Genomic DNA, 25572 nt, shown 5'->3' with positions numbered 1-25572 from the left:
ACCCGGCTTGCGACGGATCAATCGCGCTCCGTTCACCGGCCGGCGGGCGGTGGAACGAGAGCGGAACGCTGTCGGAGTGCTCAGTTAGCCTCTGCGCCATGCCGATGATCACGATCGCCGATGAAGTGACCGGAGCGCCGAGAGGTCCTGGGTGGACCATGGAGATCTTCGAGGAAGAGGTACGTCTCGGCGAGCTGATTCGACGGCGGGTCTTTCTGGAGGTCGCGGAGTCCGGCGGGCAGGTCGATCCGGAGGAGCGGACCCGGGCGACGCTCGAGGCGTTCGGCCGCAACGGCTTCGTGGTGCTGGTCGACGACCGGCAGGTGACGGCCCTGGACGACAAGGTCCACCTGCATGCGGGGTCCCGGATCACGTTCCTCAAGCTCGTCCCTCTGGTTGGTGGCTGATGGACACGTTCGACCCGGAGCAGGCGCTGCGCGACGTGGTCACCACCTTCAGGGGGCGGTGCGAGCGCAGGCAGAACGCTCTCAACGAAACTGATCAGCGGGACTTCGTCGATCGGGTGAGCATGGTGTGCGGCTGGGCGCCGGACGGCACCGGGCCGGCGCTGCTCGCCGCGCTCAATGACCCGGCCGGGCCGTACGAGCTGGCGCCCCCGCAGATCGAACTGCTGCCGGATGCCACGCGGCGGGCCGAGGAGCTTGGCGCCGCCGTCGCGGTGCTGGATGGTGACGGGGCGGATGACGACCGCCGGGCCGCCGCGGCGATGGCAGTGATCGATGGTCTGCCGAGGTTGCCCTCCAGCCAGGACACGCCGTGGGACGTCGCCCGGGGCGAGGTTTGGGAGCGGGCGACGCAGCTTTTGACCGTCCAGCCGGTGCGGGCGCGGCAGGTGGTGTTCGACGCATTGACCGTGCCGGGACAGGACCGCCACGGGCTGAACGGGCTGATCCGCGCTGTGCGCTCGGCCGGCGGGCTGACTGGATCCGGGTGGCTGGAACGGCTGGGCGGTCAGGCGTGGCTGGGATTCGATCGGTGGAGCGCGTCACTCGTGAGCTTCACCCGGGAGTCGTTACAAGCCGAGTACCTCGCCGGGCGTTCGCACCCGGCGGCCCTGGCGACCTGGCGGCGGACGCGGATCGAGCGCGGATATTCCGACATGGGCCCCGAGGGCGAGGCGATGTGGCCCATCGTCAACGTCGGCGAGCAGTGGGCTGACCGGGCCGTCGCGGACATCGACGCGATGCCGGAGGAGCGCCGATCCGAGTGGCAGGCGTTGCTTGCCCATTGCCTGCTCGGCGCGGACAAGGCGCGGCCGACGGCCGCCTGGCAGAAGAGCACCCGGGTTCTGCTCGACGCGGTCGGCGTTGACGAGTTCACCGATCGGCTCGACGACTGGCTTCCGCTGGTGGGCCTGCCGCGCAGTCTGCCGCTGCGCATGACCACGTGCTGCCCCGGTCACATCGAGGATTTTCCGCCGCGGCTGGCCGACCGCCACAACGTCGGGGTGCTGTGGGGCCTGCTCTGGGCGCGAGCGATGTGCCCGCCGTCGGAGGAGACCCTGCGCAGCCTCGGCCACATCGCGGAACGGGCCGCCCGCAAGGTTCCCGGCCACGGTCCGTCGAGCCCGAAGCTGGCGAACGTCGCGGTCGCGGTGCTCGTCGACACCGATCACCCCGCCGCCCTCGCGCAACTGGCCCGGCTGGCGTCGCGGCTCACCTACAAGAGCACCCTACGCATCGTCGAGAAGGGCCTGACCAAGCACGCCGAGGCGCTCGGCGTCGGCCGTGAGGACGTCGAGGAGATGGCCCTGCCCGGCTTCGGGCTGCCGCTCGCGGACAAGCTGGGTGACAGCTCGTACGAGGTCGAGGTACGCAGCGTCGATGCCGTCGTGGTGTGGCGCAACTCCGACGGCAAGGTGGTCAAGGCTCCTCCGGCGCAGGCGCGCAAGGACCACGGCGAGGAGTTGAAGGAGCTGAAGGCCACCGTCGCGGACATCGGTGCCACGCTGATCGGGACCCGCGACCGCCTGGAAGGGCTGCTGCGGCGCGACCGCGCGTGGACCGTCGAGCAGTGGCGGGAGCGGTTCCTGGACCACCCGCTGGCCCGGACCCTCGCCCGACGGCTGATCTGGACCGTCGACGGCGTCGCCTGCTGCTGGGGCGGCGAGGCCCTGCGCACCGTGGACGACACGGTGTTCGAACCCGCCGGCGACGCGACGGTACGGCTGTGGCACCCGGTCGACGATCCGGCTGCCGTCCTGGCTTGGCGGGACTTCCTGGCCCGGCACATGATCACCCAGCCGTTCAAGCAGGCGCACCGCGAGCAGTACCTGCTTACCGACGCGGAGCGCGCCACCGGCACGTACTCCAATCGCTTCGCCGCGCACATCGTGCGCCAGCACCGTCTCAACGCGCTGCTGTCCCGGCGCGGCTGGTCGCACGTTCGACACCGCAACGACGGCACCAGCTCCCCGGACCCCTGGCTGGCCCTTCCGGACTGGGAGCTGCGCGCCGTGCTGCACATCGCCGGGATCGAGGATCGGGTCGAAGATCTGATGTTCGACACGATGGGGACCGACCAACTGGTGTTCCTCCGGGGGGAGCGCACGCCGGTGCCGCTGGAGGAGGTTCCGGCTGTCGTGTTGAGCGAGGTGATGCGCGACGTCGATTTGTTCGTGGCCGCTGCCGGGGTGGGCAACGACCCGAACTGGTACGACGGTGGCCCCCAGGGCCGGTACCGCGACTACTGGTCGCAGAGCAGCTTCGGCGACCTCACCCCGACCGCCAGGACTCGTCGGGAGGTGCTGGCCGAGCTGATTCCCCGGCTGGCGATCGCCAACAGGTGCACGTTCACCGACCGGTTCCTCGAAGTACGGGGTGACCTGCACACGTATCGCATCCACTGCGGCTCGGGCAACATCCTGATCGCTCCGGACGACCGGTACCTGTGCATCATTCCCGACTCGGCGAAGGCGAAGGAGCCGGAGATGTTTCTGCCCTTCGAGGGCGACAGCCGGCTCGGCGAAATCATCAGCAAGGCGTTGTTGTTGGCCGCCGACAAAAAGATCAAGGATCCGGTGATCCTGCACCAGTTGGCACCGTGACAACGTGCCGCTGCTTTGGCGGGGTGTGCCCTGAGCGGCCCAAGGGCAGTGCGCGGTAGTGGCAGTTCAGCTGGTGGCCCGCTTCGGGAGTAGCAGCTCTTCGTGATCGAGTTCACGTTCCAGGACGCGGAGTTCCTCATCCGGCAACCGGCCGGAGTCGCGCCACCGCACGAGTTCCTCGCGCTGCGCGTCGATGGCCGTCCGCCGGACACGAAGCGCAGCCTCGTACGCCGGTGAGGTCTGTATCTCGGATGAGCCGCTCTGCTCCAGATGGTCCAGCCGCCCGCGGTAGCGAGCCAGTCGGGCCAGCAGTTGCGTACGGGTCTTGTTGACGGCCGCCGCGCTGTCCGGCTCCGCGGCGGCAACCTCGTCGAGCCGGGCCAGGGCGGCCTCGACCGCTGCCGAGCGGGCCTCGTTGCGTACGCGGGCCTGGTCGGCTTCGTTGGCGCGCAGGCCCAGCATCCGCACGAGCGGCGCGAACGTCAGGCCCTGCCCGACGAGTGTCACCAGGACGACCACGAAGGTGCAGAGCAGCAGGAGGTCACGGTCGGGAAAGGGTGCGCCGCTGTCGGTGGTCAGCGGCAGGGTGAAGATCGCGGCCAGGCTGATCACGCCACGGGTGCCGGACCAGCTCAGCGCCACCACTTCGCGGGAGGTGAGTCGGCGGGCGTTGCGGTCAGCGCGCTCGATCTGCCGGGCGGTCCCGGGGTCGTCCTGCTCGGAGATTCCGCCCAGCCGGGTGTGCAGCGACCGGGGGAGGGACTGGGTCAGCACCAGCCACGCGGGGCGCAGCAGGAGCACCACGCCGACCGATACCGCGACAGCGGTGACGATGGTCGACGTGTCGTACTGACGCAGGCCCTTGACGACCTCGGGAAGCTGCTGGCCGATCAGCAGGAAGACGAAGCCTTCGAGGAGGAAGTCGACCAGCCGCCATACCGCGCTGGTCTGCAGCCGGGCGGCACCCGAGGTGAGCTGCGGCGTCTTATGACCGACGATCAGCCCGGCGATCACCACGGCGAGCACCCCGGAGACGTGCAGTTCCTCGCCCAACAGGTAGGCCACGAACGGTGTCGCGAGTGAGATGGCATTCGACAACAGCGGGTCCGCGGTGAACGGTCGGGCCAGACGTACCAGCCAGGCCACTGCCGCTCCCACGGCGACCCCGCCGACCGCCGCCAGCACGAACTGGGCAACGGCGGACGGGAACGAGAACTCACCACCCACCGCGGCGGCCACCGCGACGCTGAGCATCGTCAGCGCGGTGGCGTCGTTGAGCAGCCCTTCGCCCTGAATGATCGTGACCATCTTCGGTGGCAGGTTCACTCGGCGGCCCACAGCCAGGGCTGCCACCGGGTCGGGCGGCGCGATGGCGGCGCCGACAGCGATCCCGGCAGCGAGCGTCGCCCCGGCGACGAACAGGTGGAACCCGATGCCGACCAGTACCCCGGTGAGGAGCACCAGCAGCACGGACAGGCTGACCACGATGCGGAGGTTCCGGCGGATGTCCAACAGCGAGGAGTCCAGTGCGGCGCTGTAGAGCAACGGCGGCAGCACGATCATGAGCACGAAGTCGGGATCAAGGCCGATGTTGGGGCCGGGGAGCAGCGCGTACGCGATGCCGATGAGTGGCAGAAGCGCTGCGGCCGGCAGACCGGTGCGGGCCGCCACCCACCGCACGACGACGATGACCGCTACAGCGGCGAGCACGAACAACAACATCGAATGGGTGCTCACCTGGTTACTTCCCCCTGGAGCGGCGCGAGGTTCCATCCACTGCGGGCTCGCGGCCGAGCCGGCAGCTCGGCGCCGTTGGTGCCGGTCAGCGCAGCATGCAGCAGTAACGAGCGTACCCGCTTGATCAACCGGACCTGGTCGACTGCTGGACACGGCCGCCGTGCCCAGCACCGGCGACGCCGACCGGTACGTCAACGTCACGGCTGGGACCGGTCCCCAGGCCCGTCCGGCCTGTTGCTGCGGCTGCGGGACGAGAAGTCTCGCCGGGCGCGGATCATTCCGACCACCCCCGACCCGCACGGCGACGGCGTGTCCCGGGACCGTGCTAACGTCTCGTCCCGTTGCCGACGAGCGCCGCTAGCTCAACTGGCAGAGCAGCGGACTCTTAATCCGCGGGTTCGGGGTTCGAGTCCCTGGCGGCGCACCAACGAAAAAGGCCCTGACCTGGTGGATCACACTGGGTCGGGGCCTTTTCGCGTACGCGGGTGCTGGGTCGTCGCTCGGTCGGTCACCATTGAACGCTGCGCGATCACCGGCTCCCGGTTCACCGGCGCCAGGCTCACCGACGTGCGCCTCAAGGACGTCCTGTTCGACGGCTGCCGCTTCGACTACGCCACCTTCCAACGCGTCACCGCCGCCGGCTCGGTCGCCTTCACCGACTGCACTCTCACCAACGGCGCGTGGTCCTCCTGCCGACTAGCGCGCATCGCGCTGCGGTCATGTGACCTCGCCGGACTGGAACTGGACTCCTGCCACCTCGACGGCACCGACCTCCGGGGCAACCGGCTGAAGGGCCTCAAGACGCCGCTGGACAACCTGCGCGGCGTCACCCTCGGCGAAGACCAACTTCCTGACCTCACCCAGCTGACCGTCGGCCGCCCTCGGCCTCACAGTGCGAAACGACTGAAGCCGAGGAGGCATCGTGCTCGCTGAACCCACTGGCAGCCCGGACACGATCCTCGTCTGCATCCGGGGCAACTCCGGCTCCGGCAAGAGCAGCATCGCCCGCGAGCTACGACGCCGGCACGGCCGGGGCTGCGCCCTGGTCGAGCACGACTTTCGCCGACGCCTTCACCTACTGTCAGGAGCCGCCCGCCGAACGCGGCGCGTACATGATCAGGGCGACACCGATCAGGCAGATGCCGGCGCCGATGATGTCCCACCGGTCGGGCCGGAACTTGTCGACGATGATGCCCCAGGCGAGGGATCCGGCGACGAACACTCCGCCGTAGGCGGCGAGGATGCGCCCGAAGTTCGGGTCGGGCTGGAAGGTGGCGACGAATCCGTACGCGCCGAGGGCGATGGCTCCGGCGGCGATCCACCACAGGCCGCGGTGCTCGCGCCAGCCCTGCCAGATCAGCCACGCCCCGCCGATCTCGAACAGGGCGGCGACGATGAACAGCAGGATCGAGCGGACGACGGTCATGGGTGGACCGTACCGATCCGCCAGCGGACCCCGATCATGCCGGTGACCCGGTCGAACAGGCGCCTGGCGGGGCGATGGTGGCGAAGGGGATGGGGCAGTACGGCTGGTCGGCGCACTCGACGAGGTCGTCGCAGCCGGCCTTCACCGCGGCGCGCAGTGTGCCGGCGATGACCTGTAGGTCAGCGATCTTCACCTCGACCTCGGTCAGCTTCGCCTGGGCGCGGGCCCGCAGGCCGGCGTCGGGGTGGCGTCCGTGACGGTGTCGGCCCGCGTCGAGAAGCTCGGCGACCTCGTCGAGGGTGAACCCGAGCCGTTGCGCCGCTTTGATCACTCTGAGCACGGTGACCGTTTCGGCTGGGTAGAGGCGGTGTCCACCCAGGCTTCGGTCTGGTTCGGCGAGGAGACCGCGGCGTTCGTAGTAGCGCAGCGTCTGCGGGTTCACCCCGGCTGCGGCGGCGACCTGGCCGCTGCGCAATCCGCTCACGCCGTCGGCCCGGCGGCGGCTCGCAGCGCGAGCGCGTCGAGGACGTCGACGTGCGCGGCCGGCACCTGCACGTCGAGGCACAGCGTGCCGGTGTCGACGCCGAGGGTGAAGGAGAAGAACGAGCAGCAGGAGCTTTCCCGGGCGATGAGGTCCCGTGCGGTCGCCTCGGCGCTCGGGTCGAGATGCCACAGCAGCTCGGTGGGGGACAGCCGCTGCTGCCCCAGCAGGGCGGTGGCGAACAGGTTGTCGAATTCGGCCAGCCGCAGGGGCCGTTGCCCGCTCGGCAAGGTGCACGACTCGGGCACCCATGCCTGGGAGTCAGTGGTCATACCAACGACGGTAAGCCTGTACCTGAGTACCGGATGCAAGCCGGACGCTCAGCAAGCGTGCCGACCGGTCGGCACAGATCGGGGCCACCGATGCCGGGGGCGTTCAGACAGTCGGGCCTTTGTGGTGGTCGAGTTCGGCGCGGAGCGTGTCGGCGAAGCCTTCGGCCATGGCGAGTTGGTCGTGGAGGGCGGTGACGCGGGTGGTGGCGGCGGTGTGGAACATGGCGAGCCGGTCGAGCAGGGCGGCGCGGTCGGCGCCGGTGGCGGTGTCGAGGGCGTCGAGGACGGTGAGGAGGTCCCGCATCTCGTCGAGGGTGAAGCCGAGGGGTTTCATGCGTTTGACGACGGCGAGGCGGTCGAGGTCGGGCTCGGTGTAGAGGCGGAAGCCACCCTCGCTGCGGGCGGAGGGGACGATCAGGCCGGCTTCCTCGTAGTGGCGGATGGTGCGGATACTCAGCCCGACCCGTTCGGCGGCCTCGCCGATCTGCATGAGGCGGCCGGTGGCCGAGCCGGAGCCGTGCTGCTCCGGCCCGGTCTCCCGGCTGGTGGTGGCCATCAGTGGCCAACGCCGAGCTGACCGGCGAGGGTGTCGTGGATGCGGGCGCTGGGCTTGTTCAGTTCGATGATCTCGACGGTCTTGCCGCGGGTGGCGTACTTGTGCGTGATGGCGTCGAGGGCGGCGACGGATGAGGCGTCCCAGACGTGGGCGTGGGTCATGTCGATGACCACCGTCTCGGGGTCGTTCGCGTAGTCGAACTGGCCCACCAGGTCGTTGCTGGAGGCGAAGAACAACTCGCCGCGCACCGAGTAGATCCGTGTCGTGCCGTCCGGGTCCAGAACGCTGGTGACCTCGACCAGGTGGGCCACCCGCCGGGCGAAGATCACCATGGCGGTGAGGACACCGACCACGACGCCGATGGCGAGGTTGTGGGTGGCCAGGGTGGTGGCGACTGTGGCGACCATGACGATGGTCTCGCCGTACGGCATCCGCTTCAGCGTGGCCGGGGCGACGGAGTGCCAGTCGAACGTCGACACCGACACGATGATCATCACGGCGACCAGGGCGGCCATCGGAATCACCGCCACCACGTCGCCGAGCGCGACGACCAGGACCAGCAGGAACACACCGGCCAGGAACGTCGACAGCCGGGTACGAGCGCCGGACGCCTTCACGTTGATCATCGTCTGTCCGATCATGGCGCAGCCACCCATGCCGCCGAAGAAACCGGTGACGATGTTGGCCACGCCCTGGCCCCAGGACTCGCGCGTCTTGCTGGAGGGGGTGTCGGTGATGTCGTCGACGAGCTTGGCGGTCATCAGCGACTCCATCAGCCCGACCAGCGCGATCCCCAGGGCATAGGGAGCGACGAGGGTGAGGGTGTTCATGGTCCAGGGAATCTGCGGCAGGCCGAGGGTGGGCAGACTGTCCGGCAGGGCGCCCTCGTCGCCGACGGTCGGCACCGCCACGCTGGCGAAGACGGTGACCAGGGTCAGGACCACTATGGCGACCAGCGGCGCCGGGATGGCGCGGGTGAGCCGGGGGAGCCCCACCATGATCGCTAGGGCGACGGCGACGAGCGGGTAGACCAGCCACGGCACTCCGAGCAGGTGCGGGACCTGGGCGGCGAAGATGAGGATGGCCAGGGCGTTGACGAAACCCACCATGACGCTGCGCGGGATGAACCGCATCAGCTTCGCCACGCCGAGCACGGCGAGCAGGATCTGGATCGCGCCGCCGAGAATCACCGCCGCGATCAGGTAGTCCAGACCGTGTTCCTTCGCCAGCGGCCCGACGACGAGGGCGATGGCTCCGGTCGCGGCGGAGATCATCGCCGGACGCCCTCCGCAGATCGCGATGGTGACTGCCATCGTGAACGAGGCGAACAGCCCCACGCGGGGGTCGACACCGGCGAGGATCGAGAACGAGATCGCCTCCGGGATCAACGCCAGGGCGACGACCAGACCGGCGAGGACCTCGGTGCGGAACACCTTCGGCGACAACCAGGACGGACGGGACAGACGCGGCCGGTTGACCGCGGACAGCACAGAAGACATACAGCCATTTCCACTCGGGCGTCCCGGGGACGCGCTCGGCAGCTACCCGCCGATCAGCGACAGTCGGTAGATCGGCGTCAGGGCGGCATCGCCCGGACACGTCACGGTCACCGGGGGGAGCGATGCGGCCTCGCCTTGAGCGCCGACAGCGAAGCTACCCTTCCGTAACTGGAGAGTTCATCGAACGTGGTGATCATCACTGGATCGCCACTGAACCCGACACAAGGCGTTGCCGGCGTCCGCAGACGCCGGCAACGCTCCGGTCAGTTGGCGTGGGTCAGGCGTGTGGCGATGCGCAGGCCCAGGAGGGTGTCGTTCATCCACGGCACCCGTTCGCGGTGCAGGCCGGCGGTCATCTGGTCCGCCCACACCTCGTACCGCCCCATGAGCATGTTGGCGCGGGATCGCGCGCTGGTGATCAGGCAGTCGCCCAGTGGGTCACCGGGCAGGTTGGACGAGTCGACAGCGGGCTCGCAGGGCACCTTGAGGCTGGCCTGGTCGCGCAGTGGGCGGCTGGGGTCGGGCGAGCATGGCGTGGGGCCGCATTGGGCGTAGTTCCCGCTCGCCTTGGCATAGGCATTACCGATCTTGGCGTCCGTCGGCATGTTCACCGGGATCTGGTACTGCCCGAACAGGTTCGCGGACAACACGTCGTCCGAGTCGAGGGCGTTGGGCAGACCCAACCGGGTGTACGCCTGGAGCAGCCGCGCCGCCGTGTTGACTTTCTTCAGGGCGGTGGGCACCGGCCCGCTGACCTGGGTGCTCTGGTCCCGTACCCGGTCGTACATGGACTTCTGCCGGCCCTGGAGGAAACCGCGCAGGGTCGGCGTCAGCGTGGTGTCCAGTGCCGTGTTGTTCACTGCTGTCGCGCCGCTCGCGAAGGCGTACCTGCCGGACGGCCACTTCTGGGTCAGACCCTGCTCGGGCGTCGTCTGGCTGCTACAGCTGAAGAACTCGCAGTAGACCTGGTAGACCTGCTCGTCCGGCCAGGTGTAGTCGGCGGTACGCGAGTTCTGCCAGGCCGCTGACGAGTTCAGCCGGAAGCGGCTGTGGATCTGCAACCGCAGCTTGCCGTATGAGCGGATCACTCCGCTCCCGTTGCCCGTCGTCCGGGTGTGCACCCAGCTCGGCGTGTAGCAGTGGCCGACCTCGGGCAACTCCCGTACACCGGCCGGCGGCTCGTCGTGGCGCGGTGTGTACGCGTACTGGAGTGCCCGCACCATGTTCGACATCAGGTCGTAGCGAACGTTGCTGGGCCGGTCGATCTGCCTGCTGCTCTCGCAGGAGGGCACCGTCGCCTCGTCGGCCTTCGCCGGCGCCGCGGCGAGCGGCTTGTCGGTGTCCCAGAACAGGTCGTAGTTCTTGGGCGTCTTCACCTGTACGCCGTTGGCGTCCGGCTCGTAGCGGACCTGGACCTCGTTGGTCCGGAGAGCGGCCAGCGCCGTCGACAGCTCGTTGGTGGAGGCGACGTACTCGGTGACCAGCCCGGTGATCAGGCCGTTGGCGTTGCCGTCGGCCGGTCGACCGAAGCTGGCCGCGAGGTCGGCGATGCGGGTGCCCTCCGCCTCGATCTGCGCGGCGCGGCCGGCGCTGACCTGGGCGGCGTAGGTCGGGTTCTGCAGCATCAACATGGCGTACGACTGCGCGCCGAGGTTCCACACCGCCGGGTTGCCGACCGGCGTCGACGGCTCGGCCATCGACGGGTCACGCCCGTTGGCGACCCGGGCCAGGTAGTTGATCGACCGGGCTTCGCCGAAGCTGTTCAGCACCGTGGTCGGGTCTAGCGCCGGGTTGTCGGCGTCGGTCTTCGGCACGACGAAGGCGGCTCCGCTGGCCAGCTGCGTCGAGGTCAGGTGGAACTCGTTCTCCGGGCCGACGAACTCGTTGTACGTCGGGATCGGTTGACCGAAGTTCTCCCGGTACCCGATGTACCTGTTGATGTCGGCGCGGGCGTCGTGCAGGGTGGCGTCGCCGATCGCGGCGAGCACTGTGGCGGCGATGTCCTCCAGGCGCAGGCCGAGCTGGGCTACCTGCTGCTGCACGAGGGTGATCTGCGCGGTGTTGCCGGCGATCGCGGCGTTCAGTTTGTCGAACTGGGCCATCATGTTCGCGTACACCGTGTTGATCTGGGCCTCGACCCGCGCGAAGCTGGCCCGCATCTCGTCGCCGAGGGCCCGCACCTCGTCGCGCAACGCTTTGACCTGGGCAAGGATCTGCGTGTCAAGCGACGGTCCGCTGCTGCCGAAGAGCCCGACGACCGACATCACCGCACCGAAGATGTTGCCGGTCATCGCCAACGTCGCGGTGCTGAAGATCGAGCCTGCGAGGCCACGGCCGCTGATCGCCGCCGCGTACTTGGAGATCGCGCTGATCGTGGTGAGGACCGCCTCCCCGATCACCTTGGACTTCTTGCCGGCGGCGGGGTCGGCGAACCCGATGATGGTGGAGACCATGCCCACCCCGGCCTTGACGTCGGAGATCGTCTGCTGCCGGGCCTTGTCCCTGTCTTCCGCGGCCTTCTTCGCCGCCGCTGTGCACGCGGCGCTCGGCGGCCCTTCCGGCGGGCACTTCTGGTCGTTCTCGCCGATTTCGAGGCGGATCTCCAGGCTCAGGCCGAGCAGCTGCGCGTGCAGGGAGGCCAGTTGCTGCTTGGCCGCCGCGACGTACGCCGCCGGGTCGTCCCGCAGCGCAAGGATCGCGTCGAGGTCGACATGCGAAAGCCCGGGATCCTGCTGGAACTCCTCGTAGGTGCTGGTGATGTCCACCCCGACCGGCTCACCGAGGACGGCGTTCCAGGCGGCGGCGACCGGCGCGCTCGCGGCCCCTGCCTGTCGGACCGCGGACCACACAGCGGCGAAGGCGTCATCACGGCCGCGCAGCCACTGGGCGGTCCGCAGCGCGCCGGAGGCGAGTTCCTCGCGGGTGTCCCACGGCTCGACCGTCCTGCCGATCACGGCCTCGACCAGGCCGGTGATCTCCGGCGAGGTCCGGGTGTCGCCGCCGGGCGCGCCGAGCAGGATGTCGACGGACTTGAGCAGCAGGTCCTGTTCGGGCAGCAGGAGGTCGAACGTGGTCAACGAGCCGTCGAGTAGCTGCTGGCGTGCGGTGAGCTGGGCCTGTGCCTGTTCGGCGGTGGCGTTCGGGTGCAGCCGGTGCCACTGGACGAACTCGGCGGACAGGACGACGGTAGTGATCCGAGCGGCGCCCTGGAGATGGATCTCGGCGACCTGGCCGAAGGCCCGGTCGGTGAGAGCCGCCTGAGAGATGGGGACGGGGACGGGATCGGCCGACGCGGGCTCACCGAGGAGCACGCTTGTCGCGGTGACCGCGATCATCGCCAGCACGGCAGTCCCGCGCCTGGTGCGCGTGGAACGTTTGAGTGTCATGCCGCGAACGTATTGAGCTGGCCGGAAAGGGCGCTGAAACCGCGCTGACTCGCGCAGGGTGCCGATCAGCCGGCGGCCTGTGACGCGGCGGGCGCGTCGAGGGCCGGTGCCACGACGGCGAACGCCTGGTCCATCAGCTCGGCCAGGTGCTGCTCGTCGTCGCCCGGCTGCCACCGCTGAAGCACCGTGTCGAGTGCCAGCAGTGCCATCCCGGCGGCCATCCGTGGGTAGGGGTCGGTGTGCGGGTCGACGCGACGGCGGTTGGCCAACTCGGCGGCCAGCTCGGCTCGCCACTCGATCTGGCGTTCCAGCCAGCGGGCGTGCAGGGCGGCTGTGTCAAGGATCAGACGGACGACGACCCGCGCTCGCTCGGAGTGCTCCGGGTGGTCGTTGCAGGCGGCGAGCGGCACCCAGAGAGCGTGGCGCAGCGCGACCGACGGTGGCTCGGCGGGCGGCCGGGCGGCGAGTTCGGTGATGATGTCCGCGCTGGTGTCGGCCAGGAACCGGACGACCACATCCTCTTTGGACGCGAAGTAGCGGAAGAAGGTGCGTCGCGACATGCCGGCCGCCGCCACGATGTCGTCGACGGTCACCGCGTCGAAACCCTTTGTGGCGAGCAGCATCAGGGCGGCGTCGCGCAGCTCGTCGGCAACGAGCTGGCGTTTGCGTTCGGCCAGGCTGTTGTCGGCACGGGATCTCATCCGTCGATGCTACGTCATTCGGTGCCACACCATGCCCTTGTTGGCATCACGCGCACTGGTTGACACTGAGTGTCACCGATAGCACAGTAGGTCGCATGACTGTCAATGGCTGGTCCACTGAACAGATCCCCGACCTGAGTGGCCGTACCTTCGTCGTCACCGGTGCCACAGCGGGCCTCGGCCTGGTCACGACTCGGGCGCTCGCCGCTCGCGATGCGCGCGTCGTGCTGGCCGTCCGCGACGAGGAGAGAGGTCGCCGGGTGGCGGCCGACATCGCCGCAGCCCGACCCGGCGTCGACCTGGACGTCCGACGGATCGACCTCGCCGACCTCGACTCGGTGCGGACCTTCGCCGACGGGATGCACGCCGACCACCGTCGGGTGGACGTGCTGATCAACAACGCCGGGGTGATGGCCCTGCCGCGCACCCTCAGCCCGCAGGGTCACGAGATGCAGTTCGCCACGAACCACCTCGGGCACTTCGCGCTCACCGGCCTCCTGCTCGACCTCCTGCTGGCCGGCCGGGATCCGCGGGTGGTCACTGTCACCTCGGTCAACCACCGCCAGGCGAAGGTGCGCTTCGACGACCCGACCGGCGAGCGGGGCTACTCCCCGATGGGTTTCTACAACACGTCCAAGCTGGCCAACGCGATCTTCGGCTACGAGCTGCATCGGCGGCTCGACGCTGCGGTCAGCCCACTGCGCAGCTTCCTCGCCCATCCCGGGTACACCGCGACGAACCTGCAGAGCAGCGCGAGCACGCCGATCTGGCGGCTGTTGCTGGGCCGGATCGGCAACCCGCTTCTCGCCCAGCCGGTCGAGCGGGGTGTCTGGCCGCAGCTGTTCGCCGCCACCGACCCCGGGGCGCAACCGGGACGGCTCATCGCTCCCGGTGGGCCAGCCGAGCTGCGCGGCCACCCCGCGCCGGGAGAGCTGTCCGCGGCGGCGATCGACCCGGAGCACGGCCGCCGTGTGTGGGAGATGTCCGAACAGGCCACCGGCGTGCGGTTCGGGTCGCTGCGGCCAGCGAGCTGATCGCGGCACCACCCGGCACTCTTCACATCCACCGTGCTGGATCGTCCATGCGGCGAACGACCACAACGGAGGAAGAGTGTTCGCTGCTTACGTCACTGTCACCGTTCCCGACAGCTGGTGGGTTGGGTCGTGTTCTTCGTGACCGTGGTGGCCGCGCTGGCGGTGAATGTGCTCCACCGCTGGTGAATGAGGGGTGGCCCGCGCCTCACCGGTCCAGGCTGGTGAGGCACCCGTCCCGCATCTGGACGGCCCGGTCGCAACGTGCGGCGATGCCGGTGTCGTGGGTGGCCATGATGAGGGTCGTACCCCGCTCGTCGCGCAGCCGCAGCAACAGGTCGACGATCGCGGTGCCGTTCTGACTGTCGAGATTGCCGGTGGGTTCGTCTGCCAGCAACAGGGCAGGTTGATTGATCAACGCACGGGCGATGGCGACCCGTTGCTGCTGCCCGCCGGAGAGCCGCGACGGCAGGGCGGCGGCCCGGTCGGCGAGCCCCACCATCGCCAGCAGCTCACGCGCACGAGCGACCTTGTCGAAATCGGTGCGGAACGGAATCAGCGGCGCCATGACGTTGTCCAGGGCGGTGAGCGTGGGCAGCAGGTGGAACCGTTGGAACACGAAGCCGACCCGTCGCCGGTAGGCCGCCAATGCCCGGCCGGACAAGCCGGTCACCTCCTGGCCGCCGACGTCGATCGTGCCACCGTCGCTCTGTTCGATGGCGCCGATCAGGTGCAGGAGCGTCGACTTGCCCGAGCCGCTCGGCCCGGTCAACGCGATCGCGGTGCCGGCGGCGATCGCGAGGCTGACGTCGTTGACCGCGACCAGCGGTGCTCCGTCGGGCAGCGGGAACGACTTCCGTACCCGCGTGAGACACACAAGCGGCACGGTGAGCGTGCTCGACGCCGCAGCTGACGTCCGTTTCATCGGACCTACTCCTTTGCCGCTCACCCCTCGGCGAGCAGGTGGGCGGTGGGCAGTCGGCGGAGCACGGCGATCGGCACCACCACCGACAGGGCGGAGACGGCGACGCCGAACACCAGGGCGGCTCCAGAACACCAGAGGATCGGAGCGGTGACGCCCCCGGCGAAGACCGCTGCCGCGCCAAGGCCGGCAGCGGCACCGAGCGTGCCACCGATGGCGCCCATGCCGACGGCCTCGATCACGACCAGCCGGTTCAGCATCGCGTCGGTCCAGCCGACGGCACCGAACAGGGCGAACTCGGCGGCGCGCTCGGAGATGTTGAGATAGAGCACGTCGGCGACCGACACGATGCCGAGCACGATCGTGACCGCGACGGCGATGTGATCGACGGTGCGGGCCTGGAGGGTGACGGCATCACCGAGCAGGGTGCCGGTGATCGCCCCACGGAACGCGAACGTGATCGCCAACAACATGGTCAGGGCGGCCACCCCGATCATCAGACTCAGCGCGCCGAGGCTGGTCCGACCGGGAGTGCGGGCAAGGTTGGCCAGGGCGAGGGTAGCCAGCCCGCGCGGCGCCTGCCGGCGGAGGGCGAGACCCGAGACGGCGGGTCGGATGATCTCGCCGGGGTCCGGGCGGGCCGCCCGCCAGGCCGGCCAGCCGCCGGCGAGCAGGGCGAGGGCCACTGCTGAGGGTACGGCGAGCAGCGTGTGGCTCCACGCGATGTTCAGCCCGAGACCGAGCGCGATCCCGAGCGCCAGCCCGCTGCCCGCGAGGCCCGCGGCGAGACCGATGCCGACGATCTCGATGAACATCAGCTGGAGAAGATGTCGTCGGCCCCATCCGAGGCAGGTGAGGATGCCGAACTCGGTGCGTCTGGCGCGGATGGCGGCGGTGTTGGCATTGAGCACCGCCAGCGCGCACACCGCGAGCACCAGCACGGACAGCAGCACGCTCTTGCGGTCGGCCGCGCGGACAAGCACGGACGCGACGCCCTTCTGCACCCAGGGCTCGGCCACGGCGAGGTCGGGCCGGCCGTAGTTGCCCGCCGGGTAGTGCACAGTCATCGCGGTGGGGGAGGACCCCAGGGTGATGTCGACCTGCAGGTCGGTGCGTTGCGCAATCTCCTCGGCGATCACACGGACCCGCTCCCGGGAGACCGGGTCGATGCCGACGTCTCCGGCCAGCCGGACGCGTACCACGCTGATCGGTGCGGTGGTGTTGAGTTGGTATTCCGGGTAGCTGGGCTCCGTGCTGTACGCGCCGGAGTCGAAGATGGCCGGCAGGGCCGCCATCGTGGTCAGCATCAGCGGTGGTTGGCTGAGCAGGCCGGTGACGTTCGAATTCGGGGCCAGGCGTCGGCCGCCCAGCGCCTGCCGTGACGCTTCGTCGGCGCCCTCGGCGCCCGGGTTGAAGTACGTGTCCATGGGCACCGCCGACAGCGCGCTGCCCAGCGAAACCTTGGCGGGGTCGAAGGTGCCCACCGCGCCCAGCGCAGCGTCAGGCATGCTCACGTCCCCGGGCTGCGGCTCGTACCCGTGGGCCAGGTTCCGGTGGGCGGCCACGCCACTGCGGACGCTGGTGTCCGCGAACTCCATCGGTACGTGCCGGGACGACCCGCCGTCGTCGGCCCCCTGGCCCCAGACCTTCAGGTCGTACGGATCCGGTTGGGCACGCAGACCGTCCCCGTCGCGCGTCGTCTTCGCCGGCCCGACGGTCCAGAACTGGTGGAGCCACATGGTGTTCGCCGTCGCCAAGTCGTATTCGACGCCCAGGTCTCCCGGGTGGAGCATCCGGTTGACCATGTCCTGGTACGGCTCCGCCACCGGCGTCGACTTCTGGGCGATCGGGGTGCCGGACTCGTCGCCGAGAGCCGCGCGTAGCCGCTGGTCGTCGGCGGACGTCCGGACCAGTTCGGTCGCGTCCGGGTTCAGGCGCTGCACGGTGACGTCGAGCGTCCTGTCGACCTGAGGTCGGTCCGCGATGAGGATCGGGAGCACCGAGTAGGGGTACGGCATTCCGTCCAGTCGCCGCGACGTCGGCGCTTCGGCTGAGGTGAAGTATCGGCCCGAGGTGACGGCCTGGTCCAGTCCGGCCAGCGCGGCCTCCGACTCAGGGTCGACCGCGGCCATCAGGAGCGGCACCGTCCACGCCAACGTGACGGTCGGCCGCGTCGCCTTTCCCTCGCGATCCGTTGAACCCATGCCACCGACGCACGTCAACGACGATCGGGCGCGCAGGTCCGTTGGTGCGAGCCAGTCGTCCGTGGCGATGGCCGGCGACGCTGGGCAGATCTTGACCCGCTGGCCGTCGGCGTCGACCTCCTCCGGTGGTGGCAGGCCCCCGCCGCTCTTTAGCTCGCTGTTGGGCACCACGTCGAGCCGGTTGCGCGTCGCGTAGAGAAACGCCGGCCCGTCCGGGATCTGGCTCAGCCCGGCGTCCGTCACCCAGGTCGGCTGGACCCGCAACACCTGACGCTCGGCGGTCGGGTCAAGGTGGTCCGACAGGTCGACGGTCACGGGCACCGTGCGCATCACGTACCCGACCATCGCGACCGGTGCCGCCACCGACACCCCACGCACCGCCTGGATCTCGCGCCACTGATCGTGGGTGATGCCGCCACGCATACCCGCCAACTGGCCCGACTGGACCAGATTGCGTTCCTGCTCCAGCGGTAGCACCGCGTCCTTCGGGCGGACCAGAAGGTCGTAGACCGGGCGGTAGTTGGCGCTGACCGCGCCCACCGCATCCAGCCGGGACGTCACCGCGGCCCCGGTGAGCAGGGTGAACCCGGCTACCGCGACGGCGATCATCGAGAGCAGGGCCAGCGACCGGCGCAGCCGTACGCGCCATTGCGACGCGGCTATCCCCAGCATCGACGCACCATGCCCCCCATCGTGTGGCCTTCCAGCATGCTGCCGCCGACCGGACGGTGAGGCCCGCTCGGCGGCGGCGAATCGACGATGATCAGCAGCAGCCTACGGTTGTGGGGCACAGTATGGTGCCCAGCCTCGCGCACGGCGACCGCGTCCTGGTCCGCCGAACGTGGCGATTCCGGACCGGCGGCATCGTCGTCGCGCACCATCAGGAGGGTGGGCGCCGGACCGCCGCTGGCTCTGGTGCGTCCGCCTGGCTCGTCAAGCGTCTCGCCGCGCTGCCGGGCGACGGTATTCCGGAGGCGGTCGCCCCGGCCGTCGGCGGTGGGGTGCGGCGGGTGCCGGCCGGTATTGCCGAGCCATAGGTGCGCATCTATAGTTGCGCGGATCACAACAATCATGGCCGTGGTGACGCGGCGGGGTCGTCGAAGCGCTTCGACGATTCGTCGTACAGGCCCGTCAGCCGGGTGTCGGGCCTGGTCACGTCGGTCTGGGCGCCCGCTGGGCGTCTGTCGCTCGGCGCCCGCTGGGCGTCTGTCGTACGACATGAGGAGAACCGCATGCGGAACTGGCGCCTTCGGCGCGGAATCACCGCGCTCGCGCTCGCCCTGCTCGCCCTACCGGCCGTCCCCGGCACCGCGCTCGCCGAGCCCACCTACCCGTTCCGAGATCCCGACCTACCCGTGCAGGCCCGGGTCGACGACCTGCTCGGCCGCCTCACCCTGGACGAGAAGATCTCCTGGCTGCACCAGTACCAGCCGGCCGTTCCCCGGCTGGGCATCGGCCTGTTCAAGACCGGCACCGAGGCGCTGCACGGGGTGGCCTGGTCCACCGACATCGACAACAACGGCGCTGTGGTCAAGGCCCGCGGCACAACCTTCCCCCAGCCGGTGGGCATGGCCAGCACCTGGAACACCGAGCTGATCCGGCAGGTCGGTTCGGCCGTCGGCGACGAGGCGCGCGGCTACCACGCGCAGAACCCCCGGGTCTGGGGGCTCAACCTCTGGGCGCCGGTGGTCAACCTGCTGCGCGACCCCCGGTGGGGCCGCAACGAGGAGGGCTACTCCGAGGATCCGCTGCTCACCGGGGCCATCTCCACCGCCTACGGGTCGGGAATGACCGGCGGTGACCCGAACCACCTGAAGAGCGCGCCGACGCTCAAGCACTACCTGGCCTACAACAACGAGGTCCGTCGGGACGTGACCTCCTCGAATGTGCCGCCTCGGGTGCTCAACGAGTACGACCGCGCCGCCTTCAAACCGGCCATCGCCGCCGACGCGGCGACCGGGATGATGGCCGCGTACAACCTGGTGAACGGTCGTCCGGCCACGGTCGACCCGGACCTGGACACTGTTGTCCGCGGCTGGACCGACCAGACCCTGATGAACGTCACCGACGCCTGGGCGCCGAACAACCTGGTGAACTCGCAGCAGTACTACCCCACCCAGGCCGAGGCGAACGCGGCGATCATCAAGGCCGGACTCAGCAGCTTCATCACCGACGACACGAACGCCCAGCCCACCGCCACCGCCATCAAGCAGGCCCTCGCCACCGGCCTGCTCACCGAGGCGGACATCGACGCCCGGATCCGGGACATCCTGAGCATCCGGTTCCGGCTGGGTGAGTTCGACCCGGGCGGCGGCCGGTACGGCGGCATCACCCCTGACGTCATCAACAGCCCCCAACACCAGCGACTGGCCCGGCAGGCCGCCGGTGAGGCGATGGTGCTGCTGAAGAACGAGCGGCAGGCGCTACCGCTGAACCCGGCCCGGACCCGCAAGGTGGCGGTGCTCGGCCCGCTGGCCGACACCCTCTACTCCGACTGGTACGGCGCAGACCTGCCCTACCAGGTGACGGCGCTGGACGGCATCCGCGAACGGCTGGGCAGCTCGGCCAGTGTGAACGGGCTCGACGGGGCGGACCGGATCGCCCTGAAGGACACGGCGACCGGCCGGTACGTCTCGGCCACCGGCACCACCGACGCCAACCCGGTCCTCGGGACCGGCGCGACCCCGGCGCTCGTCGCCCAGTTCGACGTTGTCGACTGGGGACAGGACGTGGTGACGCTGCGCAACGCCGCCAACGGCCGCTACCTCGGCTACAACTGGGGGCCGTTCGTCACCCGTGACGAACAACCGAACGGCTGGTACGTCCAGCAGCAGTTCAAGCTGGAGCCGCAGGCCGACGGAACTGTGGTGCTGCGCTACGTCGGCTACGAGACCAAGGAGAGCTGGTTCGGTGCCGACACGTACGTGACGATCGGTGACGACGGTGCCCTCAAGCTCGGCGCATCGACCCCGGCCGCCGCGACCCACTTCAGTCGTGAGTTGATCAGCAGCGGAATCGACAGGGCAGTTGCGGCGGCCAAGGCTGCCGACACCGCCGTGCTGGTGGTCGGCAGCAACCCGTTCATCAACGGCCGCGAGGCGCACGACCGGACCTCGACGGCGCTGAGCGCCGGCCAGGAGGCGCTGGTCAAGGCCGTCGCCGCTGCCAACCCGCGGACCGTGCTCGTGCTCCAGACCAGCTACCCGGTCACCATCCGATGGGAGCAGGAGCACGTACCCGCCATCGTCTGGACCACCCACGCGGGAGCGGAGACCGGTCACGCCGTCGCCGACGTCCTCTTCGGCGACCGCAACCCGTCCGGCCGGCTCACCCAGACCTGGTACCGCTCGGACTCGCAACTACCGCCGGACCTGCTGGAGTACGACATCATCTCGTCCGGGCAGACCTACCTGTACAGCCGCGCGAAGCCGCTCTACCCGTTCGGCCACGGGCTGTCGTACACCCGCTTCCGGTACGGCCAACTGCGTACCGGTGCGCAGTCGGTAGCCGCCGACGGCACCATCACGGCCAGTGTCGACGTGACGAACGTCGGCAGCCGGGCCGGGACCGAGGTCGTCCAGCTCTACACCCACCAGCGCACCTCGCGGGACACCACCCCGATCCGCCAGCTCAAGGCGTTCCAACAGGTGAAACTCGCGCCCGGGCAGACCCGTACGGTGACCCTGCGCCTGCCCGCCGCGGACCTGGCGCACTGGGACGTCACCCGCAGCAGGTGGGTGGTCGAGTCGTCGGTCCACGACCTGATGGTCGGGGCGTCCGTCGAGGACATCCGGGCCCGCGCTGCCGTCCGGGTCCGCGGTGAGACCATCCCGGCCCGCGACCTGTCCCGGCCCACCAGGGCAGAGAACTTCGACAGGTACGCGGGGGTCCGGCTCGTCGACGAGACGAAACCCAGCGGTACGGCGGTCGGTGCCACCGCCGCCGGTCAGTGGATCTCCTTCGACGGTTCCGCGCTGCGTGCCGGCGCGGGCACCTTCAGCGCGAAGGTCGCCAAGGCCGGTGCGGGTGCCGGCACGATCCAGATCCGGACGGGGTCGCCCACCGGCCGGCTGCTCGGCACGGCCACGGTGCCCAGCACCGGCGACGACTACCGCTACGTCAGCACCAGCACCGAGTTGACCCGGGCCGTCGGCACCCACGACGTGTACCTGGTGTTCGACTCCCCGCTGCGGCTGGCCGAGTTTTCCATCAGGTGACCGAGGCCGGGGCCGGGTCGATCGTCGACCCGGCCCCGGGCCTGTGGCTGGTCAACTCGCCGTGCAGGTCAACGTCGGTGTGCTGGGCGTGCCTGTGGACGAGCCGAGGAACCCGAACGCGGTGCTGGCGCCGGCACCGAGTGCCCCGTTGTAGGCGACGTTGCGGGCGGTGACCGTCGAGCCCTGGCTGGTGACTGTCGCGTTCCAGGCCTGGGCGATGCTCTGGCCACCGGCGAAGGTCCACGTCACGGTCCAGTTGCTGATCGCCGAGGTTCCCGCGGTGACCCGTACCTCGCCCTGGAAGCCGCCGGTCCACTGGCTGGTCACCGCGTACGTCGCGGTGCAGCCGGCCGCCGGCGGCGGGGTGGTGGGCGGTGGCGTGGTGGGTGGTGGGGTCGTGGGAGGCGGCGTGGTGACGGACCCGCCCCAGCCGGCGGTGGAATCCAACCAGGCGGCGCGCCGCAGCATCCAGTCCCGCATGACCTGGACCTGCCCCTGCCAGGTGGGCGAGGTCGGGGTGCGGAAGAAGCTGACGGTCGGCGACGTCAGGTTGGGCCAGCGTTGGAAGTTGCGCTGGGCCGCGTTGGTCAGCGGGGTCGCGAGAGCGTTGATCCGGGTCTGGAGCGCGGCGTCGGAGAGCAGGCCCCGTCGCAGCGTCTGCCAGCGCGCTCGGGCCTGGTTGACGAACGCGGGGTCGCGCAGCAACTGGGCGAACCAGTCGTTGGGCAACGGTTGCCGGGTCTGCTGGTGCTGCCAGCCCGACACCTGGTCGTTGCCGAAGAACCCACCGACGCCGAAGCTGAGGTCGAAGTCCCACAGCGGACCCGCGAAGATCTTGCTGTCCCGGTCCTTGTAGAAGTGCGAGCTGCGGACGTAGGCGTCCATCTCCCGGCTCAGCTCGTTGACGATCATGAGGTCGATGAACGAGTCGACGTCGATGTACTTGCGGTATCCGGTGGTCGGGTCGGCGAAGTTCGACGAGTGCAGCACGTCGTTGAACTCCTGGAGGTGACCGCGCAACCAGTCCCGTTGCTGCGGTTGCAGGGGCGACGGGTCGGCGACCTCAAGGTAGTTCCAACAGGTGGCCGCCGGCCCGGTGCACGGCAACGTTGGCTCCTCGGCCGCCATCCACTCGAACTTCCAGATGTACCCGCCCTGGATCTTCGGCAGTGTCACATCGTCGGAGTCCAACTGCTTGAGGTCGAGACGATCCTTGGAGTTCTTGATCGTCTCCATGAACATGTAGACGCCCATGTAGTCGCTGGCGCCCACCGGGCCGGCGTCCGTGTTGAGGTAGAACTCGGCGAACCGGTAGCGCGGAGCCGGCAGCCCCATCTCGCGTCCGAGGTCGTAGACGAGCGCCTCGCGGATCAGCGCCTTGTCGGGGAACGGGCCGCGCAACACCCAGTCGGAGTCGGCGGGCATACCCAGCACCGGGTGGTCGGCGTCGTCGTCCTCGTTGTCCCAGAACTCGACCCGGAACGGCGTCTTCTCGAATGTCGCCGACGAGTTGCCGCGCAGCCGGAATCCCGCTCGGGTGCTGAGCGTCGGGGCGGCCGCCAACGATGTGGTGCCGCCGCCCGTCGGTTCGAAGATCATTGTGGTGGCGTCGAAGTACTCACGGTCGGGCCGGCCGGCGCCGTAGGAGTCGATCAGCACCACCGGCAGGTCGTGGGCGGTGGTGACGTTCTGGGCGGCGTACATGGCGGTGCCGGGCGCACCCGTCGGTGTCTGGCCGACGAACGCCTGTGCCCGCAACTGGGTGGTGCGGGTGAAGCGCAGCGCCGAGCCCGAATAGAGCGACGACTGGGCGGTGGGCGGTTGCCCGTTTGTGGTGTAGCGGATCTGGGCGCCGCTGACCGTGCTGCTCAGCGTCACCGCCACTTCGCTCTGGAAGGTGCCGCTGGGCACCGAGAAGATGATGTCCCCGACCAGGTCGTCCGCCGCGGCGGCATCGGTGGCCGGGGTGCCGGCGAGGAGTTCGGCGCCGGCCGGCGGCGAAGACACCACGAGCAGGCCTGCGACGAACACGGCGGTGGCGGCGATCCCGGCGGCACGAAGGGCCGCCACCGGAAGACCTGTGGTGCGGGTGGTCATGAGCACGATGCCTCCTGTTCTGATCGGGTGGGAACTGTCAACTCCAGGAGTGCCGAGGACGGGTCGGCGCGGAAGTGGCGGCGTAGCGTCCGTCGCCACGGCACGTCTGGAAGGTCCAGGCGGAGAGCCGCGAGGCCGGTGGCGTACTTCGAGATGCGTACGGGTCGGGTCCCGCGTTGCCACAGCGCGCGGTCGACCAGCGAGGGGGCCGAGCTGGTCTTGGTCTCGACCACGGCGATGCCGGGCAGTCGCAGTGTGCGGTCACCGTCCTGCCAGGTGAGCCCGGTGTCGATGGTGACCCGGCTCGCGGTTGCGGGCAGCAGCAGAGTGGAGCGACGGTAGCTGGTGACCAGCACCGGTTCGAGCGGACTGCCGGTGAGATTGGACAGGATCGACTCCCGGTCCAGCACCTCGTTCACGAACCCGCGACCGGACCGGACGGTGCGGCGGTCCTCGGCGAGATACGGCAGTCGGTGTTTGGTGACCTGTCCGCGTGCTCCGCTGATCTTCACTTCCAGCCAGCACTGGGCGGAGTCGAGGTAGGTCCGGGTCCGTACCTTGAAGCGCCTGCGCCGCCGGTACGCGGCGCAGTGGTAGCTGGCCAGGCAGGGCGTGTCGAAGTACACGGACTCATACCGAAAACTGCGTTCACCATCGATGTCCAGCACCCGGGCGTACGGGGTGAGGTGGTCCAGCAGGTGCGGCAACTCGTCCACCGCGATGACGTACTTGCGGTCCACCCTGCACTGCAGCGCCGCCCGGTCGATCACCTCGGCGAGTGCGATCGGCGTCAGCGTCGCCAGCTGTGGCGCGCTCATCGGAGCGCCCCGGCCCGTGCCGACCTGCTGGTGCCGGCCGCCGTGCTGCGCCGGGCGACCGAGTATCGGACGTCGACGACTGTGGTCTCGTTGACCATGTCGAGCCGCTGGACGATGGCGTTGTGCACCCGGGCGTTGAGCAGTTGCTCCAGCTGGGCGACGAGAGCGACGTGATCGGTGACCGCGGAGTCGAGCACCATGATCTGGTGCCGGTAGTGCCGGAGCAGCCGTCGGTGATCGCCGACGAACATCACAGCGACGATGAGTGCCATCAGGCCTCCGCTGAGCCAGACCGACGTGGTGCTGAGTGCGCCGAGAATCCCCAGCGCGAGAGCGGAGAAGTAGTACGCGACCTCGTGCTGGTCGAGCTCCGTCGAGCGGAGTCGGATGATGGAGAGCACTCCGAACAGCGCCAGGCCCAGCCCGAGCCCGGCGCCCACGTCGCTGGCGCTCAGCGCGCTCGCCACCGCGAGGACGCCCACGTTGACCCCCAGGTAGGCGACGACCAGGTCGCGTCGGCGGTGCCGGGGGAAGTAGAGCCCGAAGACGAGCAGCGCCACCGCGCAGATGTCGATCGCGAACAGGACGAGCTGCGACATCGCTGGGGTTCCTCCTGGTTCACCGCCGGAGCGGACCGACGCCAGGCCGCCGTCGCTGCGTGGCGACCTGCGGAAGGTGGCCGGACCCCCGGGCTACTTTTCGGTAAACTTTCGGTATATCGGTGGTGACTGTAAGCAGAACATCAACGCAAGTCAATGTGTGATCTGTGCACACGTGCGGGCTCCTGGGCCGGCTGGCGGGTGTGCGGTGCGCCTGACGTGGGCATGCCCGGGACGCGACCTCGGCTCGCTGAGCCGCCGAAACTTTCGGAGTCTTTCGGGCTTCACAGCGTCCGCTCCTGGGTGGGACGGTCGTCGGTCCGGCCCTGGGGTGGCCGCTGAGCTTCTCGCGACCGCCAGTTGTGGGCGGGGTTCGATGGCTGCTTCGGTGCCTATGGAGCTGATGCCGCAAACGAATCAGGCAGGGGGCCTGTGGCGGTGGCGCCGCGACGAACCGCGCGGACGAACTGCCTGGCGGTGGTGGCGCGGTATCGCGTGG

19 protein-coding genes, 1 tRNA gene and 2 pseudogenes are annotated in these 25572 nt (G+C 69.5%); 8 read left to right on the top strand and 14 right to left on the bottom strand.

Annotation, left to right across the window (positions count from 1 at the left end):
• Positions 1–98: 98 nt before the first annotated feature.
• Both AB0K35_RS21550 and AB0K35_RS21545 read left to right on the top strand, forming a co-directional pair.
• A complete protein-coding gene (locus tag AB0K35_RS21550; RefSeq protein ID WP_238670931.1) occupies positions 99–407 on the top strand; it encodes a hypothetical protein in 309 nt (102 codons plus the stop codon).
• Positions 407–3067, top strand: a complete 2661-nt coding sequence (locus tag AB0K35_RS21545) for a DUF4132 domain-containing protein (protein WP_363887086.1) — start codon at positions 407–409, stop codon at positions 3065–3067. Before AB0K35_RS21550 ends, AB0K35_RS21545 begins: the two co-directional genes overlap by 1 nt.
• 66 nt (positions 3068–3133) lie before the next feature.
• On the opposite strand, the gene AB0K35_RS21540 is transcribed toward AB0K35_RS21545, so the two are convergent.
• A complete protein-coding gene (locus AB0K35_RS21540; protein ID WP_238670933.1) occupies positions 3134–4840 on the bottom strand; it encodes a Na+/H+ antiporter in 1707 nt (568 codons plus the stop codon).
• A 315-nt stretch (positions 4841–5155) separates the two neighbouring features.
• On the opposite strand from AB0K35_RS21540, the gene AB0K35_RS21535 reads away from it, so the two are divergent.
• The 3 genes and pseudogenes from AB0K35_RS21535 to AB0K35_RS21525 form a co-directional block, all read left to right on the top strand.
• A tRNA-Lys gene (locus AB0K35_RS21535) sits at positions 5156–5231 on the top strand.
• A gap of 20 nt (positions 5232–5251) precedes the next feature.
• Entirely contained in the window at positions 5252–5737 is a 486-nt protein-coding gene (locus AB0K35_RS21530; protein WP_363887083.1) for a pentapeptide repeat-containing protein, read from the top strand.
• Positions 5727–5882, top strand: a pseudogene (locus AB0K35_RS21525) (kinase); the annotation flags it as partial. The gene AB0K35_RS21530 and the pseudogene AB0K35_RS21525, both read left to right, overlap by 11 nt.
• Before the next feature lie 3 nt (positions 5883–5885).
• Here AB0K35_RS21525 and AB0K35_RS21520 read toward each other — a convergent pair.
• The 7 genes from AB0K35_RS21520 to AB0K35_RS21490 all read right to left on the bottom strand — a co-directional run bounded on the left by AB0K35_RS21520 (position 5886) and on the right by AB0K35_RS21490 (position 13185).
• On the bottom strand, positions 5886–6230 hold the full coding sequence (locus AB0K35_RS21520) for a YnfA family protein (RefSeq protein WP_238670935.1): 345 nt from the start codon (positions 6228–6230) through the stop codon (positions 5886–5888).
• A 34-nt stretch (positions 6231–6264) separates the two neighbouring features.
• Positions 6265–6714, bottom strand: a complete 450-nt coding sequence (locus tag AB0K35_RS21515; protein WP_238670936.1) for a MerR family transcriptional regulator — start codon at positions 6712–6714, stop codon at positions 6265–6267.
• Entirely contained in the window at positions 6711–7043 is a 333-nt protein-coding gene (locus tag AB0K35_RS21510) for a hypothetical protein (RefSeq protein WP_238670937.1), read from the bottom strand. Before AB0K35_RS21510 ends, AB0K35_RS21515 begins: the two co-directional genes overlap by 4 nt.
• Before the next feature lie 103 nt (positions 7044–7146).
• Positions 7147–7533 carry a MerR family transcriptional regulator gene (locus AB0K35_RS21505; protein ID WP_238671078.1) on the bottom strand — a complete coding sequence of 129 codons (387 nt, stop codon included), beginning with the start codon at positions 7531–7533 and terminating at the stop codon, positions 7147–7149.
• Between the two features lie 65 nt (positions 7534–7598).
• Positions 7599–9098, bottom strand: coding sequence for a SulP family inorganic anion transporter (locus AB0K35_RS21500; protein ID WP_238670938.1), 1500 nt, complete (start codon positions 9096–9098; stop codon positions 7599–7601).
• 263 nt (positions 9099–9361) lie between these two features.
• Positions 9362–12484, bottom strand: a complete 3123-nt coding sequence (locus AB0K35_RS21495) for a hypothetical protein (protein WP_363887080.1) — start codon at positions 12482–12484, stop codon at positions 9362–9364.
• 65 nt (positions 12485–12549) lie between these two features.
• Positions 12550–13185 carry a TetR family transcriptional regulator gene (locus AB0K35_RS21490; RefSeq protein WP_238670940.1) on the bottom strand — a complete coding sequence of 212 codons (636 nt, stop codon included), beginning with the start codon at positions 13183–13185 and terminating at the stop codon, positions 12550–12552.
• A gap of 95 nt (positions 13186–13280) precedes the next feature.
• Between AB0K35_RS21490 and AB0K35_RS21485 the strand changes: the two genes are divergently transcribed.
• Positions 13281–14219, top strand: a complete 939-nt coding sequence (locus AB0K35_RS21485; protein WP_238670941.1) for an oxidoreductase — start codon at positions 13281–13283, stop codon at positions 14217–14219.
• 205 nt (positions 14220–14424) lie between these two features.
• Here AB0K35_RS21485 and AB0K35_RS21480 read toward each other — a convergent pair whose 3' ends face one another.
• Both AB0K35_RS21480 and AB0K35_RS21475 read right to left on the bottom strand, forming a co-directional pair.
• Positions 14425–15141 carry an ABC transporter ATP-binding protein gene (locus AB0K35_RS21480; protein WP_238670942.1) on the bottom strand — a complete coding sequence of 239 codons (717 nt, stop codon included), beginning with the start codon at positions 15139–15141 and terminating at the stop codon, positions 14425–14427.
• Positions 15142–15161: 20 nt separating this feature from the next.
• Positions 15162–18014 carry an ABC transporter permease gene (locus AB0K35_RS21475; RefSeq protein WP_363887076.1) on the bottom strand — a complete coding sequence of 951 codons (2853 nt, stop codon included), beginning with the start codon at positions 18012–18014 and terminating at the stop codon, positions 15162–15164.
• Between the two features lie 110 nt (positions 18015–18124).
• Between AB0K35_RS21475 and AB0K35_RS21470 the strand changes: the two genes are divergently transcribed.
• Both AB0K35_RS21470 and AB0K35_RS21465 read left to right on the top strand, forming a co-directional pair.
• Positions 18125–18379: a S24/S26 family peptidase gene (locus tag AB0K35_RS21470; protein ID WP_363887074.1), complete on the top strand. Its 255-nt coding sequence runs from the start codon at positions 18125–18127 to the stop codon at positions 18377–18379.
• Between the two features lie 195 nt (positions 18380–18574).
• On the top strand, positions 18575–21559 hold the full coding sequence (locus AB0K35_RS21465; RefSeq protein ID WP_363887072.1) for a glycoside hydrolase family 3 C-terminal domain-containing protein: 2985 nt from the start codon (positions 18575–18577) through the stop codon (positions 21557–21559).
• A 51-nt stretch (positions 21560–21610) separates the two neighbouring features.
• Here the strand turns inward: AB0K35_RS21465 and AB0K35_RS21460 are convergent, their stop codons facing one another.
• The 4 genes and pseudogenes from AB0K35_RS21460 to AB0K35_RS21445 form a co-directional block, all read right to left on the bottom strand.
• Positions 21611–23158 (bottom strand): CotH kinase family protein, encoded by a 1548-nt coding sequence (locus AB0K35_RS21460; protein ID WP_363887377.1) that lies wholly within the window; start codon positions 23156–23158, stop codon positions 21611–21613.
• Between the two features lie 129 nt (positions 23159–23287).
• A pseudogene (locus tag AB0K35_RS21455) lies at positions 23288–23656 on the bottom strand (chitobiase/beta-hexosaminidase C-terminal domain-containing protein); the annotation flags it as partial.
• Positions 23653–24474 (bottom strand): polyphosphate polymerase domain-containing protein, encoded by an 822-nt coding sequence (locus AB0K35_RS21450; protein ID WP_238670946.1) that lies wholly within the window; start codon positions 24472–24474, stop codon positions 23653–23655. The pseudogene AB0K35_RS21455 and the gene AB0K35_RS21450, both read right to left, overlap by 4 nt.
• Positions 24471–25073: a DUF4956 domain-containing protein gene (locus tag AB0K35_RS21445; protein WP_238670947.1), complete on the bottom strand. Its 603-nt coding sequence runs from the start codon at positions 25071–25073 to the stop codon at positions 24471–24473. Before AB0K35_RS21445 ends, AB0K35_RS21450 begins: the two co-directional genes overlap by 4 nt.
• Between the last annotated feature and the right edge of the window lie 499 nt (positions 25074–25572).

Origin of the sequence: Micromonospora sp. NPDC053740, assembly GCF_040677775.1 — a bacterium.
GTDB lineage: Bacteria > Actinomycetota > Actinomycetes > Mycobacteriales > Micromonosporaceae > Micromonospora > Micromonospora alfalfae.
Note: the sequence above shows the minus strand (reverse complement) of the source record. Positions and strands in the feature narration are given on the sequence as shown.